Origin of the sequence: uncultured Sulfitobacter sp. (genome assembly GCF_947499945.1) — a bacterium.
Taxonomy (GTDB): Bacteria; Pseudomonadota; Alphaproteobacteria; order Rhodobacterales; family Rhodobacteraceae; genus Sulfitobacter.
On record NZ_CANMQD010000001.1, the window covers coordinates 1,405,051 to 1,420,202 of the forward strand.

Below are 15,152 nucleotides of genomic sequence, written 5' to 3' on the forward strand. Positions count from 1 at the left end.
CGCTATCATTCGGCAAAGGAGCATAAACATGTCACTGAATTCGACACTGGACCGCGTCACACAGCGTATTATCGACCGCAGCGCACCGACGCGTGATGCCTATCTGAAACGGATGGCCGCTGCAAAATCAAGCGGCCCCGCGCGTGCTCATCTGTCATGTAGCGGACAGGCACATGCCTACGCAGCCTCTGGTCCCGACAAAGATGGATTGGCCACAGGCAGTGCCGGCAATCTCGGTATCGTTACCGCCTACAATGACATGCTGTCTGCGCATCAGCCCTTTGACCGCTACCCCAATGTGATCCGCGAAGCCGTGCGCGAGATTGGCGGCACGGCACAAGTCGCAGGCGGTGTGCCAGCCATGTGTGACGGCGTTACCCAAGGCGAAGCAGGCATGGAGCTTAGCCTTTTCTCACGTGATGTGATCGCACTGTCGGCCTCCGTCGCTCTCAGCCACAACACATTTGACGCCGCAGTATTTCTCGGTGTCTGTGATAAAATCGTGCCTGGTTTGATCATTGCAGCACAGGCTTTTGGCCACCTGCCTGCCGTCTTTCTTCCCGCAGGCCCAATGGTCAGCGGCCTGTCCAACGACGAAAAAGCAAAAGTGCGCCAACAATTCGCCACCGGAGAAGTGGACCGCGCCGCCCTCATGGCCGCCGAGATGGCCGCATATCACGGCCCCGGCACCTGCACCTTCTACGGCACTGCAAACACCAACCAGATGCTGATGGAATTCATGGGCCTGCACCTGCCCGCAGCCAGCTTTGTCACCCCCAACACCCCCTTGCGCGACGCTCTTACCATCAAAGGCGCGCAGCAGGCGCTCTCACTCAGCGCTCTCGGGGAAAATTACACTCCCGTTTGCGATATTCTCGACGAAAAGGCATTTGTGAACGGTATCGTTGGTCTGAATGCAACAGGCGGCTCGACAAATCTGCTCATTCACTTGATTGCCATGGCCCGTGCAGGTGGCATCATCCTCGATTGGCAGGATTTCTCAGAGCTGTCAGAAGTGACCCCGCTGCTCGCCCGCGTTTATCCAAACGGCTTGGCTGATGTGAACCATTTCCATGCCGCTGGTGGTCTGGGCTATATGATCGGGGAATTGCTGGGCGCAGGCCTGCTGCACCCTGACACCAAAACCGTGGGCGGCACAGGCCTCCATCACTACACTCAAGAGCCGCATATCATTGACCACACGCTTGTCTGGAAAAACGGCGCGGGCAAAAGCCTCAATGATAAAATTCTGCGCCCTGCCTCCGACCCCTTCCAACCCACTGGTGGCTTGTCACGTCTTACAGGTTCACTTGGTACAGGCGTGATGAAAGTCTCTGCCGTAGCGCCCGAGCACCGCGTAATCGAAGCGCCTGCGCGGGTCTTCGAGAATCAGGAAGACGTGAAGGCAGCGTTCAAAGCTGGCGAGCTGGTCGGCGATATGATTGTTGTTGTCCGCTTTCAGGGACCAAAGGCTAACGGCATGCCAGAGTTGCACAGCCTAACGCCTTTGCTATCGATCATGCAGGGGCGCGGTCAGAAGGTCGCCTTGGTCACAGACGGCCGCATGTCTGGTGCATCTGGTAAAGTGCCTGCAGCGATCCACATCTGCCCCGAAGCAGTTGACGGCGGCGCCATTGCACGTCTGCGCGACGGTGACATTCTTCGCGTTGACGCAGAACAGGGTGTGTTGGATATTCTGACCGAAGGCGTGCTTGATCGCGACGCCGCCGTTGTCGATCTGAGCGGGAACAATTTTGGCACTGGTCGCGAGCTGTTTGCGAACTTCCGTAATAATGTCGGTGGAGCAGACACTGGCGCAAGCATTTTTGGAGTATAGCAGATGACCCTGTCAGCTAGTGAAGCATGCCGCCGCACCCGTGAGATTTGCAGCCTTGCGCCCATAGTTCCGGTACTCGTGATTCACGATGCACGCCATGCGAAAAAACTGGCGGAAGCGCTGGTCGCAGGCGGACTGCCCGCATTAGAAGTTACGCTGCGCACCCCTGACGCACTGGAGGCAATCCGCCTCATGGCCGAAGTACCAGGCGGTTTTGTCGGGGCGGGTACTCTTGTGACGCCTGACGATGTCCGCGCTGCAAAAGCGGCTGGTGCCAGCTTTGGCGTCTCACCCGGCGCGACAGACACGCTGATCGAAGCATGTGAGGCTGAAGGGCTTCCCCTGTTAGCAGGTGCCGCCACTGCAAGCGAAGCAATGCGCATGCTCGAGCGCGGCTATGACATGCTCAAGTTCTTTCCTGCCGAAGCATCAGGCGGCGCACCCGCCCTCAAAGCAATCGGCGGCCCCCTGCCCCAGATCACCTTCTGCCCCACAGGCGGCGTTAGCCCAACAAATGCCGAGACTTATCTCGCGCTGGACAATGTCCTATGTGCAGGCGGCAGTTGGGTCGCTCCAAACGATTTAGTCGAAGCGGAAAAGTGGGACGAGATCGAAGCCTTGGCAAAAGCTGCCAGCGTATTGGGACGGGCGACCTAGGGTCACGACCTCGCTCGCTGACCTGCCGACAGCATCATGCCTCAGCCAGCGGCCCTCTGTGCCGCTACAGCGGCATCAAAGAGCGGTATGCGCACGCCCTCCCTAGTCACGTCGGGGTCATAAGGGCGGCGCGCAAAGATCTCCTCAACCATCGGCGCAAAAAAACCAAGCGGCAGGTCATCATAATCGGGATCGAAACTCGCCAGATCCCAATGCTCACAAAAATCGGCACAATCGTCAAAGTAGGGACTGTCTTTAAAGCGGTCCCGCTTGCTAGGGTTCCCGCCGACGTGGTGACCATAGTAAATCATCTGAAAGTCCCCATGCGTCTGGATACACCATGCGCATTGCTCTCTAACAAAAGGACGCAAGATAGCCGCCGCATACTCATCATGGTTATAGGGCGCGTAGATATCGCCAATATCGTGCAACAGCGTGGACACAACCCAATCGATATCCGCACCAGCCCGCCATGCACGCGTCGCGGCTTGTACCGAATGACCTAGCCGCGTGATTTGATATCCCGACAGCCCTTCATCCAGCTCTGTCATCGCTTTCATCAAACGCAGGGCAGTGCCTTTCGTGTGATCAATCTCATGGGCTGTCAGGAACTCATATTCCTCCTTGCTTCCGTCTTTCATCTGGGTAAATGCGACTTTATCCACTTGGCAACTCCCCTGCTGTCCTAACAGTATGGCGCGGAAAAACGCGCACGACGAGTCACTCCACCCTGGATTAATCAATACGCTGGTATGGAAACACAAATGGGCCAGTAGTTTCCTACTGACCCATTGAATGAGTGGTGAGCCCGTCCGGGTTCGAACCGGAGACCTACTGATTAAAAGTCAGTTGCTCTACCAGCTGAGCTACAGGCCCACTAGCGCGGTGTTTAGAAACCTAGCACCTACGGGTCAACCCCATAACGCATCAAATTACCTCGCACTGCTGGAATAAATGTAGCGCTACCGCTATATGCGCAGAATGAGCCTAAAAGCACCCTCCTCTTTGCCCTTCATGAAAATGCACGGGCTTGGCAATGACTTCGTCGTTGCGGACGCGCGCACGCGTGAAATCCCCTTATCACAAGGGCTCGTGCGCGGAATTGCCCACCGCCAGACGGGAATCGGTTTCGATCAATTGGCTGTTATTTCCAATGGGACCGGTGATGCGCACCTCACTTTCTATAACGCGGACGGCTCTACCTCCGGCGCGTGCGGCAATGCGACACGCTGCATCGCACGCTACCTGATGGACACTGAAGGGGCGCAAACCCTACACCTGACCACCGATCGCGGCGATTTATACGCAAGAGATTCGGGTAACGGCCTCACTTCCGTGAACATGGGCCAACCCCAACTCGACTGGTCCGAAGTTCCACTGGTCGAGGCGATGGATACCCTTTCTCTCCCAATTGAGGGCGCGCCCGTGGCGACAGGCATGGGCAACCCGCATTGCACTTTCTTTGTGGACGACGTCGACGCGATCAACCTCGCCGAGTTTGGTGCAGCGCACGAGCATCATTCCTTCTACCCAGAGCGGACCAATGTCCAAATCGCCCAAATCGTTGGGCCGAATCACATCCGCATGCGGGTCTGGGAGCGGGGCGTGGGCATCACCATGGCCTCAGGCTCATCCAGTTGCGCCACGGTTGTCGCAGCCGCCCGTAGGGGCCTCACAGGGCGCAGTGTGCGCATTGACCTTGACGGTGGCACCTTACACATAGACTGGCGCGAGGACGGCGTCTGGATGACAGGTCCCACAATGCATGTCGCCGATGGCATCCTCACCGCTCAATTCATCGAGAATTGCGGATGAGTGCCCCGATCTTCTCCAACCACGGCTGTCGCCTCAATCAATACGAACTTGAGGCGATGAAGGAGCTGGCCGATGGGGCTGGCCTCCGCGATGCCGTGGTGATCAACACCTGTGCTGTCACAGCCGAGGCTGTGCGCAAAGCGCGTCAGGACATTCGCAAGCTACGCAAAGCAAATCCAAACGCCCGCCTGATCGTGACAGGCTGCGCTGCGCAAACAGAACCCGCCACTTTCACCGCCATGCCCGAAGTGGACGCGGTGATCGGCAACACCGAAAAGATGCTTGGCGCGACATGGCAGGGGTTGGCCGCTGATTTCATCGGTGAGACAGAGGCGCTTCAGGTAGACGACATCATGTCCGTGACCGAGACAGCAGGCCACCTGATCGACGGGTTCGGCACGCGCAGCCGCGCCTATGTTCAGGTCCAGAACGGCTGTGATCACCGCTGCACCTTTTGCATCATCCCTTACGGTCGCGGAAACTCCCGCTCTGTGCCTGCGGGGGTGGTCGTGGACCAGATCAAGCGGCTGGTGGACAAAGGCTTTAACGAAGTTGTCCTCACAGGGGTCGATCTTACCTCATGGGGCGCTGACTTGCCTGCTACGCCACGATTGGGCGATCTGGTCATGCGCATCCTCAAGCTGGTACCAGACCTGCGCCGCCTCAGGATCAGCTCGATCGATTCCATCGAGGTTGATGAGAACCTCATGCAGGCCATCGCCACCGAGCCGCGCCTGATGCCCCACCTACACCTATCGCTACAACACGGCGACGATATGATTCTCAAACGGATGAAACGCCGCCACATGCGCGACGATGCCATCGCCTTTTGCACCGAGGCACGCAAACTTCGCCCCGACATGACCTTTGGCGCTGACATCATCGCAGGCTTCCCGACCGAGACGGATGAGATGTTCCAGAACTCGCTCAAGCTGTTGGAAGAGTGTGATCTGACGTGGATGCACGTCTTCCCCTATTCCGCGCGCGAAGGCACGCCCGCCGCCCGTATGCCTCCTGTAAACGGCACCGTGATCAAGGCCCGCGCTGCACAACTTCGCGCCGCTGGTGATGAACAGGTCCAACGGCATTTGGCGCAACAGATCGGACAGACTCACAGCGTCCTCATGGAGAATCCTCGCATGGGTCGTACTGCGCAATTTGCAGAAGTTCGTTTCGATACGCCCCAAACCGAGGGAGCGATTGTCGTAACGAAAATCATTGGTTGTGACGGTATCCAGCTTATTGCGGGATAAATTCACTTTCTGATGACCAGATACGCAAAAGGCCCGCAGATTAGGATCTGCGGGCCTTTGCAATTTCTAACCTACAGGGTTCAGTCTTTGTGTTTGACTGTGGACCAGAGGCGCTTGTTGGTGAGGTACAAAAGAACCGACATCAACGTAAGAAACAATACACCAGCAAAGCCAGCCTGCTTGCGTGCTGCCATCTTTGGCTCGGCTGTCCACATCAAGAATGCAGATACGTCTTCTGCCATAGCTTCTACGCTATTTGACGAACCGTCGGCATACTCAACAGCTTCATCATAAAGCGGTGGACCCATAGCAAGCCAACCACCCTCGAAATACTTGTTTTCGTAAAGCGTCACGCCAGCTTGGGTTTTCTCTTCACCCGTATAGCCATGCAGCAATGCCGTGATGTATTCCGCACCACCAAAACCGTACAGAAGCTGGTTGATACCCAGACCGTAGGGGCCAGAAAAGGCTTTGCGCTTTTTCGCCATCAAAGACAGGTCAGGCGCAGTCGCAAGGCCCGACGCAGGAAAGTGATCTACTGGTGTCGCTTCACGGAAATCATCCAGATCGGCGTCGAAAACTTCCCATTGCTTGGAATACTCGATCACTTGCTCTTCGGGCAGCATAGGGCCGCCGTCATCGCCCAGTGTCCGCAACGGCACATACTTCAGGCCATGACAGGCTGAGCAAACTTCGGTGTAGACTTGGAGGCCGCGCTGAAGCTGGTTCACGTCATAGGTGCCAAATGGACCGTCAAAGGAGAAATCGATATTCTCGATCGGTGCCCCCTTCTCGCCCGCCGCAAATGCGGCGGGAGCAGTAAACGCAACAAGCGCGCTGAGGAGTATTGTTTTGATCATATTCATCTCTGGTTTACTCCGCGGGGTTCACGATGGTGGTCGTGCCGCCGACTTTTGGCGCATAATGCGCATTAAAGTCTTCTTCGATGGTTTCCGGCTGTGCATCAGGCTTCTCGATCACACCCAAAAGCGGCAAGATGACCAGGAAGTAAGCGAACCAGTAGGTCGTCGCGAGCAACGAAATTGTCGCGTATGGCTCTTCGGCAGGCATAGCGCCGACCCACATCAGGACGAAGAAGTCGACAACCAGCAACGAGAACCACCACTTGAACATTGGGCGGTAACGGCCGGAACGAACGCGGCTTGTATCGAGCCATGGCACAGCTGCCATAACGCCGATGGAACCAAACATCGCAAGTACACCAAAGAATGTGGCGTTAACGATGCCGCCCGTCAGGAAGGACGCAATTTGAACAACCCATACTTCAGCAGTAAAGGCCCGCAGAATCGCATAGAAGGGCAAGAAATACCATTCAGGAACGATGTGTGCAGGTGTCGCGAGCGCGTTCGCTTCGATGTAGTTATCTGGGTGACCAAGGTAGTTTGGCATAAAGCCAACTACCGCAAAGAACACGACCAGAATAACCGCCAATGCAAACAAATCCTTGATCACGAAGTATGGCCAGAACGGCAGCGTGTCTTTCTCTGCTTCTTCCTTGGACGTTGTGCGCACGGGAACACCAGTCGGGTTATTGTTACCCGTGGTGTGGAAAGCCCAGATGTGCAAAATCACAAGACCCGCAATCACAAACGGCAGAAGGTAGTGCAACGAGAAGAAGCGGTTGAGCGTTGCGTTATCAACGGCAGGACCGCCAAGCAGCAACGTCTGGATCGCTTCGCCAACAAATGGCACGGCACCAAACAGACCTGTGATAACAGTCGCGCCCCAGAAGGACATCTGACCCCATGGAAGGACGTAACCCATGAAAGCAGTCGCCATCATCAAAAGATAGATGATCATCCCGATGATCCATGTGATCTCACGTGGCGCCTTGTAAGAGCCGTAGTACAGACCGCGGAAAATGTGGGCATACACTGCGATAAAGAACAGCGATGCGCCATTCATATGGATGTAGCGCAACATATGGCCACCGTTCACGTTACGCATAATATGCTCGATAGATGCGAACGCACCATCAACAGACGGGTTGTAGTGCATCGCGAGAACGATACCTGTGATGATTTGAAGTACCAAGCAGAAAGTCAGTACGATGCCCCAAATCCACATCCAGTTCAGGTTCTTGGGCGTGGGGATCATCAATGTGTCATACATGAGCCCAACAATCGGCAGGCGCGAGTGAATCCACTTCTCGCCTTTCGTCTTTGGCTCATAATGGTCGTGAGGAATTCCAGACATAAGTTTGTTCCTTTAACCGAGTTTAATTGTGGAATCGTCGAGGAACTCTGCCGGTGGGATGGGCAGGTTCAACGGCGCGGGGCCTTTGCGGATGCGGCCCGCAGTATCATAGTGGGAACCGTGGCACGGGCAGAACCAGCCACCAAAGTCACCAGCATCGCCAAGCGGAACACAACCGAGGTGCGTACACACACCCATCATGACAAGCCACTCACCGGCCTCGTCCATCGTCCGATTTTCGTCAGCTGCGGTGGCGTCTGCTGCAATGTTTGCATTCTCCGCACCTTGATCTGGCAGATCAGAAAGCTCGACCGCGCGGCCCGCTTCAATCTCTTCTGGTGTACGGCGACGGATGAATACAGGTTTGCCCAGCCATTTCACAGTCAACTGAGAGCCTGGCTCGACACCGCTAACATCCACGCGGATGGAAGAGAGCGCCAGAACATCGGCGGAAGGGTTCATCTGGTTGACCAGTGGCCAAACGGCAGCACCTACGGCCACGGCACCAGTGCCTGCGGTCGCGTAATAGAGGAAGTCCCTCCGGTTGCCTGCGGTATCATCAGCTTGTGACACGTCGGTTTCTCCGTATTAGGGCCGGAATTCGGCCAATAGGTATTGTGACGCACTTAATCAAGGCGTCGGCCATTGCTGCGGTATCTAGATCGGAATAGCACAGCCGTCCAGATGGTTTAGCTGCGCAAACCGTCGCAGTTGCCAATTATCACGGCTGTTTTGATCTAGTTTGGTAACTTTTATGCCGCTGGCGGGACCGTGGACTGCATCCATGGCCGCGATTCGAAACTCTCGAACCACGCGGCCAGCCCGTCATTCCCTTTTCGCCAATCCCGCGCACCGTGACGGAAGTCCACATAGGCCAACGCGCACCCCACGGCGATCTGGCCCATATCCAGCGGACCGTTCAAATGACTCATCCAACGTGTGTTGAGGGCAGCAACACTGCGTGCAATCTTGCTCCACTGCCCGTCGACCCACTCTTCCATCCGCTTCTCCTCAGGGCGCAACCGCATCTCGTATGTCATCAACAGCGCCGCATCCAAAATACCATCTGCCGTCGCTTCAAGTGTCAGCGTATCCCAGCGCCGCGACCCGGCCGGGTAGAGCTTATCACCGCTGCGCGCATCGAGGTAGGCAGTGATCACACGGCTGTCATAAAGTGTCGGCCCGTCTGGCCGTTCCAGCGCCGGAACTTTGGCCAGCGGATTTTTTGCCAATAGCGCTGGATCGGCAGCAACTGGCGTGGTGGCGACATTGATTAGTTCCACATCATCCCGCTGCCCTGTCTCTTCGAGCAGAATCATCACTTTGCGCACGTAGGGCGATGTAGGGGCGTAGTAGAGCTTCATATCGATATTCCTGTAATGAACATTGTGTGTGCCACTCTTCACCTGATTGCGGGCCAAAGCAACCTTGCGCTAGATATGATCCAGATCACGCATCATGGCCGCAATCGTTTCAATTTCACTCCCGATGCCGTGCGCTGCCATCTGCTCCGCCGCCGATATCCTCACCGCTTCCACCTTATTCTGGCCCAGCTTCCATGTCCCGTCCACGCCGGTCACTTTAAACCGAAAAGGCACAATCATTCGCATCATCTTTTCCAGCACCTCGGGAGTCATCTTGCCCGTGGTCCACGGTTTTTTGGGATGAAGCTGTTGTTCATAAGCAGCCGACTGGCGATCCAGCATATCGTGCATGACCTCCTGCGGCAGTCGTTCCAACGTGCCGGTCAAATGCACCGCGATGTAATTCCATGTCGGCACTTGGTCCTGCACCGCGTACCAGTCGGGCGAGACATAGCTGTCCGGCCCAGACACCAGTATCTTTGCCGCATGAGAACCTGCACCCATCCGCGCAATAGGATTAGAGCGAACCAGATGCAGGTCCACCGTGGTCGCATCATCGCCCAGCAAAAAAGGGATATGGCTGATCAATGGGCCATCCTCACCATTAAGGGCGAGCACACCAAAAGCACGCTTGCGCGCAAAAGCGATATTCTTCGCCGTATCCACATCATGAAATACTTGATTGGGGTGCATCGCGCCCTCCTGAACAATTGATGCGATAAGCTATTGCAGACCAAGCCCCCACTTGGCAATCTGCACCCATTCTCAGGGCGGGGTGAAATTCCCCACCGGCGGTATGGAGGTCTGACCTCCGAGCCCGCGAGCGCTTGCTTCTTTTCAAAGGGAGGCAGGGTCAAGCAGATCCGGTGAGAGGCCGGAGCCGACGGTTAAAGTCCGGATGGAAGAGAATGCAGGGTTTTGGCGTCACCTCGACAGGTGCGGCCGATGGCCTGTGATCGCCTTGGGTGGACTGTTAGAACCTAAAGGAGATCATGATGACAGACACCCCAACGACCCGCTTCGCTTTTGTAAAAGCGCAATGGCACGCCGATATCGTTGACCGCGCCTACGACGGCTTTGTCGAAATGACACCCGATGCGCGGACAGACGTGTTCGATGTCCCCGGCGCATTTGAGATGCCGCTCAAAGCGCAACAACTCGCCAAAACAGGGAAGTACGACGCCATCATCTGTGCCGCATTTGTCGTCGATGGCGGCATATACCGGCACGATTTCGTCGCCGCTGCTGTTGTTGATGGCCTCATGCGCGTAGGCCTTGATACGGGTATCCCCATCCTATCCGTATCGCTGACCCCGCACCAGTATCAGGAGACAGATCACCACAACGCAATCTACCGCGCACATTTCATCGAGAAGGGGCGTGAAGCTGCCCGCGCTGCTTTGGCGATCGTGACCTGACCCGCTTTCTTTGAAAGAAACCGATCGGAATTTTTCATAAACTCCGCCGCGCCCTAGCCCAAATACGCTCTTAACTCTGGCGGTGGATCATCCATTAACGCTGCCGCCGGACGGGGCGCATGAGCGCGGCCTCCTTCGACAAAAATGACCTCATCCGCAATGCGTCGCACGTCCTCTGGCGCATGAGTCACCATCACCAGCGCAGCCCTCGTTTGCGCAATGGTATCCTGTACCAGATCAAGCATCTCGTTTCGCAGCGCAGGGCCAAGTGCGGCAAACGGCTCATCCAACAGAACCAGCGGTCGCGCCTGCACTAACACACGTGCCAGCGCCACGCGGCTTTGCTGACCACCTGACAACTGACCCGGTTTCACATCAGCAAATTGCGCCAGATCAACACGTCCCAAGGCGCGCTCAACCTGCTCGCGTTCGGTTTCATTCAATCGCAAATCGGGACGCAGCCCCAATCCGACATTCTGCAACACACTTAAATGCGGAAACAAATTGTTGTCCTGAAACAGCATCGTCATGGGTCGCGCATCGGGTGAGGCTTCCGTAATATCACGATCCCCCCAATACATCCGCCCCGCCGCCAAAGGTACAAACCCGCACAGCGCCGCCAGCAGCGTCGATTTCCCAGCACCCGACGGCCCGATCACCGCATATTTGCGCCCCGCCTCAAGCGTGAAATCCGCGCGCATCTGGAAATCGCCCTGCGCAATCAGCGCGTCCTCAAGCTTCAGCACGCCAGCGCCCTCCCTTGTCGCATATCCAGAATATCCCCAAACTCAGCGCCAATAGCACCAGCGCCGCCCCAGCCGCCGCATCCATGCGGTATGCCCCCATCAGCCGCTCCATCTGCAAGGGCAATGTCACCCGATCGGGATCTGCAAACAGCGCAATCACACCCAGATCCCCCATCGACAGCGCCCCCGTCAGCCCCGCCGCGAACCCGATCTGCGCACGCAATCTAGGGATCAGCACCACGCGCCAGAGCCGCCAGCCACGCACGCCAAGCATCATACTCAGCCGTCCGTACTGCGCCACCGCATCGCGCATTGGCGGCACAAGAATGCGCAGAGCAAAGGGTAGCGCCATCATCACATTTACCGCAACCGTGACCACCAGCGCAAAATCAAACGGGTCGGCGTAAGGGTTAATTAGAATAAACCATCCCGTCCCGATCATCAGCGGCGAGGCCGACAGCCCCAACAGGCCAATCGCCTCCACACTGCCCCCGCTGCGCCCTGCAATCCACCCCGCCATCGGCAGCGCCAGAAGCAGCAGCACAACAATACTCGCCACTGCTACCCAAATCGACGTGCCCGCCGCCGCATAAACCTCTGACGGCATCTGCGGAAGCCCCCGCACCCCGCGCCAGACCACCGCACTCAATGGGACAAGCAGAAACAACGCAGCCAACACGATCACAAGAGCATCACCCATCCGTTGCACCCCGCCCCGCGCATCCCAGCGCGGCATCATACGGTCCAACCCGCCGCCAATCCCCAGCTTAGGGACAAGCCAAAGCGCCAGCACCGCCATGCTCCCCGCCAGCACAAGCTGCACCACTGACAACAGCGCCGCCCGCCCCAGATCAAAATCAAACCGAAACGCCTGATAGATCGCCAGCTCTATCGTCGTCGCCCGTGGACCGCCGCCCAACGTCAAAGCCACGGCAAAGCTCGTCAAACAAATCACAAACACCAGCGCCAGCGCGCCGGGAACCACCTGCCGTAACATCGGCAGTTCAACCGCCCGAAACATCGCACGCGGCGTGAGCCGAAGTTGCGCCACAAGGCGGAACCGCTCTGCCGGAATGCCCTGCCATCCTTGCAACAAGAGCCGCGTCGCCAGCGGCATGTTGAAAAACACATGGGCCAGCGCCACACCGTGAAACCCGTAGATCGACACTTCGGGCAAACCCAAAGCGCCAAGGCCATCATTCACCCAACCGTTGCGTCCGAACACCGCCAATAGCCCCAGCACCGCAACAATCACAGGCAGGATAAACGGCGCACCCAAAAGCGTCACCAACGCACCCCGCCCCACAAACCGCCGCCGCGCCAAGGCACGCGCCACAGGAATGGCGAGGAGGACTGAAAGGAACGAGGAGCATGCCGCCTGCAAAAGCGTGAACCGCACAGCGGCCCAATCGCTCGGCCCCAGCCCCGCGCCCACTTCGGCACGGCTCAGCACAGCGCCCAGCGCCAACAGGATCAGCGCCAACATCAAAAGTGCAGCACTGATCCCCGTTTTTGAACTAATCCTGATCAGACTTACTGCGACAAGGCTTTGAGCCACTCGGCCAAAGCTTCCTCACGGATCGCGGGAACTTCATCCGAAGAGATCAGCAAGGCTTTCTGCGGCACCATCAGTGTCTCGAAACCCACAGGCAAACCCGCGCTCGGCGTCACAGCAGGGTACATCCAGTTTGTCGTGGGTAGGATATTCTGCGCCGCCTCCGACACCATAAAGTTCAGGAATTGATCCGCCAGTTCAGGCTGGTCACTCCCCGCCAGCTTACCGACCACTTCGATTTGCATGTAGTGGCCCTCGTCAAAAGCTGCCGCAGCCTTCCCGTTATCTTCCTCTGCAATCAAATGATATGCAGGCGAAGTGGTATAGCTCAGAACCATATCGGCCTCACCCTCCAGAAACAGGCCATACGCCTCTGACCAACCCTTGGTCACTGTCACGACATTGTCGGACAACGCAGCCCAGATCGCAGGCGCGTCATCGCCATAAGCGGCCTTTACCCACATCAAAAGGCCGAGACCAGGTGTCGAGGAGCGCGGGTCTTGAATAACGATCTTCAGATCACCCGCCCCCAGATCGACAAAATTCGTCGGCACTTCCAAATCCTTGTTGTACACAAAGGCAAAATAACCCCAGTCATAGGCTGCAAAGACAGGGTCGTTCCATTCAATCGGCAGCGTGTACTCCGCCTCTACGGCAGTCTCCGCGAACAGCCCCGTTTCCTTCGCCGCCGCGATGAGCGAGGTGTCCAGCCCCATCACCACATCCGCGTCAGAACGCGCACCCTCCAGCTTGAGCCGCGCCAAAAGCGCCGCGCCGTCGCCCAACCCAACGAGATTGAGGTCACAGCCGCAAGTCTCCTCAAACGCCTTTTCGATCGCAGGACCAGGCCCCCAATCGCTGACAAAGCTGTCATAAGTGTAAACGGTAAGTTCGGGCGTATCCGCCCATGCTGCACTGGCAGCCAGTGTTGCAGTCGCAAACGTGAGATACTTCATAGCATCCTCCAAATTGCGGCGCAGAGAGGTGATGGAAGTATGTCCAGACCTTCCCTCCGCCGGTGTTAACCGGTTCAGGTTCTACGGGTCTGTACTGTTGTACATCTCAGCCAATGGCACCCCGAGGTAGGAGTATGGTTATGAGCAGTGCGACCCATTGGCAAGCCAAAACCACTTGAGCCAATGCCGCACGCCCGTTAAGGCATGGGGCAAAGGAGATCCTCCATGTCGATCAACAGTTTTGGCCATCTTTTCCGCGTCACCACTTGGGGCGAAAGCCACGGTCCTGCCTTGGGTGCGACGGTCGACGGCTGTCCTCCGGGGGTGCCAATCACACCCGAGATGATCCAGCACTGGCTCGACAAGCGTAAACCGGGCCAGAACAAATACACCACCCAGCGGCGCGAGGCCGACGAGGTGCGTATCCTGTCAGGCACGTTTGAGGGTGTGACCACCGGCACACCGATCCAGCTCATGATCGAAAACACAGATCAGCGCTCCAAAGACTACGGCGACATCAAAGAGAAATTCCGCCCCGGTCACGCCGACATCACCTACTTCCAGAAATACGGCATCCGTGACTATCGCGGCGGTGGGCGCTCCTCTGCCCGTGAAACCGCATCCCGTGTTGCCGCTGGCGGCCTTGCCCGCGAAGCGATCAAAGCAATCGCGCCCAATGTCCAAATCACCGGATATATGGTGCAAATGGGCCCGCACCAGATTGACCGCGATGCGTTTGATTGGAACCAGATCGAGCAAAACCCGTTCTGGGTGCCAGACGCCCAAGCGGCAACCGATTGGGCCACCTACCTCGACGGCCTGCGCAAATCAGGCTCTTCCGTTGGGGCCATCATCGAAGTGACCGCACGCGGCGTCCCTGCAGGCATCGGCGCACCAGTTTATGGTAAGTTAGACACTGATCTCGCTGCCGCTATGATGAGCATCAATGCCGTCAAAGGCGTGGAAATCGGCGAAGGCATGTCTGCGGCCATGCTGACAGGCGAGTTGAATGCAGATGAAATTTTCATGGGTAAAGACGGCCAACCAAAGTACTCGTCCAACCACGCGGGCGGCATCCTCGGTGGGATTAGCACGGGCCAAGACATCGTTGTCCGCTTCGCTGTAAAACCCACCTCCTCCATCCTCACCACCCGCAAGACGATCACCAAATCAGGCGAGGAAACCGAGATCATCACAAAAGGGCGTCACGATCCCTGTGTCGGCATCCGTGCTGTGCCTGTGGGCGAAGCGATGATGGCCTGTGTGATCCTTGACCACCTGCTGTTGCACCGTGGCCAGGTCGGTGAAAACCGCGGTACGATTGGCTAAAACCA

At 57.1% G+C, this 15,152-nt stretch carries 15 protein-coding genes, 1 tRNA gene and 2 riboswitches; of the genes, 6 read left to right on the forward strand and 10 right to left on the reverse strand.

The genetic code is table 11. From position 1 onward, the window contains the following. Window positions 1-28: 28 nt before the first annotated feature. Together edd and eda are read left to right on the forward strand one after the other, a co-directional pair. Window positions 29-1,837, forward strand: a complete 1,809-nt coding sequence (edd, locus tag Q0775_RS07050) for a phosphogluconate dehydratase (RefSeq protein WP_298858684.1) — start codon at window positions 29-31, stop codon at window positions 1,835-1,837. Window positions 1,838-1,840: 3 nt separating this feature from the next. After that, the gene (eda, locus tag Q0775_RS07055; RefSeq protein ID WP_298858686.1) at window positions 1,841-2,494 is read left to right on the forward strand and encodes a bifunctional 4-hydroxy-2-oxoglutarate aldolase/2-dehydro-3-deoxy-phosphogluconate aldolase; all 654 of its coding nucleotides are present in this window, start codon (window positions 1,841-1,843) and stop codon (window positions 2,492-2,494) included. A 41-nt stretch (window positions 2,495-2,535) separates the two neighbouring features. On the opposite strand, the gene Q0775_RS07060 is transcribed toward eda, so the two are convergent. Together Q0775_RS07060 and Q0775_RS07065 are read right to left on the reverse strand one after the other, a co-directional pair. Then, window positions 2,536-3,159: a peptidase gene (locus Q0775_RS07060; protein ID WP_298858688.1), complete on the reverse strand. Its 624-nt coding sequence runs from the start codon at window positions 3,157-3,159 to the stop codon at window positions 2,536-2,538. Window positions 3,160-3,294: 135 nt separating this feature from the next. Then, window positions 3,295-3,370, reverse strand: a tRNA-Lys gene (locus Q0775_RS07065). A gap of 96 nt (window positions 3,371-3,466) precedes the next feature. Here Q0775_RS07065 and dapF point away from each other — a divergent pair. Then, window positions 3,467-4,309, forward strand: a complete 843-nt coding sequence (dapF, locus tag Q0775_RS07070) for a diaminopimelate epimerase (protein WP_298858690.1) — start codon at window positions 3,467-3,469, stop codon at window positions 4,307-4,309. Beyond that, the gene (mtaB, locus tag Q0775_RS07075; RefSeq protein WP_298858692.1) at window positions 4,306-5,562 is read left to right on the forward strand and encodes a tRNA (N(6)-L-threonylcarbamoyladenosine(37)-C(2))-methylthiotransferase MtaB; all 1,257 of its coding nucleotides are present in this window, start codon (window positions 4,306-4,308) and stop codon (window positions 5,560-5,562) included. Before dapF ends, mtaB begins: the two co-directional genes overlap by 4 nt. A gap of 80 nt (window positions 5,563-5,642) precedes the next feature. On the opposite strand, the gene Q0775_RS07080 is transcribed toward mtaB, so the two are convergent. The 5 genes from Q0775_RS07080 to Q0775_RS07100 all read right to left on the reverse strand — a co-directional run bounded on the left by Q0775_RS07080 (window position 5,643) and on the right by Q0775_RS07100 (window position 9,836). Next, window positions 5,643-6,422 carry a cytochrome c1 gene (locus tag Q0775_RS07080; RefSeq protein WP_298858693.1) on the reverse strand — a complete coding sequence of 260 codons (780 nt, stop codon included), beginning with the start codon at window positions 6,420-6,422 and terminating at the stop codon, window positions 5,643-5,645. A 13-nt stretch (window positions 6,423-6,435) separates the two neighbouring features. Next, window positions 6,436-7,779 carry a cytochrome b gene (petB, locus tag Q0775_RS07085; RefSeq protein WP_298858695.1) on the reverse strand — a complete coding sequence of 448 codons (1,344 nt, stop codon included), beginning with the start codon at window positions 7,777-7,779 and terminating at the stop codon, window positions 6,436-6,438. A gap of 12 nt (window positions 7,780-7,791) precedes the next feature. Next, a complete protein-coding gene (petA, locus tag Q0775_RS07090) occupies window positions 7,792-8,352 on the reverse strand; it encodes a ubiquinol-cytochrome c reductase iron-sulfur subunit (protein WP_298858697.1) in 561 nt (186 codons plus the stop codon). A 179-nt stretch (window positions 8,353-8,531) separates the two neighbouring features. Next, window positions 8,532-9,143 carry a glutathione S-transferase gene (locus tag Q0775_RS07095; RefSeq protein WP_298858699.1) on the reverse strand — a complete coding sequence of 204 codons (612 nt, stop codon included), beginning with the start codon at window positions 9,141-9,143 and terminating at the stop codon, window positions 8,532-8,534. Window positions 9,144-9,212: 69 nt separating this feature from the next. Next, the gene (locus tag Q0775_RS07100) at window positions 9,213-9,836 is read right to left on the reverse strand and encodes an FMN-binding negative transcriptional regulator (RefSeq protein WP_298858701.1); all 624 of its coding nucleotides are present in this window, start codon (window positions 9,834-9,836) and stop codon (window positions 9,213-9,215) included. Window positions 9,837-9,900: 64 nt separating this feature from the next. Next, window positions 9,901-10,057, forward strand: a riboswitch (FMN riboswitch). 78 nt (window positions 10,058-10,135) lie between these two features. Between Q0775_RS07100 and Q0775_RS07105 the strand changes: the two genes are divergently transcribed. Continuing rightward, on the forward strand, window positions 10,136-10,561 hold the full coding sequence (locus Q0775_RS07105; protein ID WP_298858703.1) for a 6,7-dimethyl-8-ribityllumazine synthase: 426 nt from the start codon (window positions 10,136-10,138) through the stop codon (window positions 10,559-10,561). A 53-nt stretch (window positions 10,562-10,614) separates the two neighbouring features. On the opposite strand, the gene Q0775_RS07110 is transcribed toward Q0775_RS07105, so the two are convergent. Genes Q0775_RS07110 through thiB form a run of 3 tightly spaced genes read right to left on the reverse strand, consistent with a single transcriptional unit; the run spans window position 10,615 to window position 13,818 of the window. Then, window positions 10,615-11,307: an ATP-binding cassette domain-containing protein gene (locus Q0775_RS07110; RefSeq protein ID WP_298858705.1), complete on the reverse strand. Its 693-nt coding sequence runs from the start codon at window positions 11,305-11,307 to the stop codon at window positions 10,615-10,617. After that, window positions 11,294-12,793, reverse strand: coding sequence for a thiamine/thiamine pyrophosphate ABC transporter permease ThiP (locus tag Q0775_RS07115; RefSeq protein WP_298859979.1), 1,500 nt, complete (start codon window positions 12,791-12,793; stop codon window positions 11,294-11,296). Before Q0775_RS07115 ends, Q0775_RS07110 begins: the two co-directional genes overlap by 14 nt. Window positions 12,794-12,840: 47 nt before the next feature. Beyond that, window positions 12,841-13,818, reverse strand: coding sequence for a thiamine ABC transporter substrate binding subunit (gene thiB / locus Q0775_RS07120; RefSeq protein ID WP_298858707.1), 978 nt, complete (start codon window positions 13,816-13,818; stop codon window positions 12,841-12,843). 34 nt (window positions 13,819-13,852) lie between these two features. Further along, a riboswitch (TPP riboswitch) is annotated at window positions 13,853-13,952 on the reverse strand. Between the two features lie 91 nt (window positions 13,953-14,043). Here thiB and aroC point away from each other — a divergent pair. Then, window positions 14,044-15,147, forward strand: a complete 1,104-nt coding sequence (gene aroC / locus Q0775_RS07125; protein WP_298858709.1) for a chorismate synthase — start codon at window positions 14,044-14,046, stop codon at window positions 15,145-15,147. Window positions 15,148-15,152 lie beyond the last annotated feature (5 nt).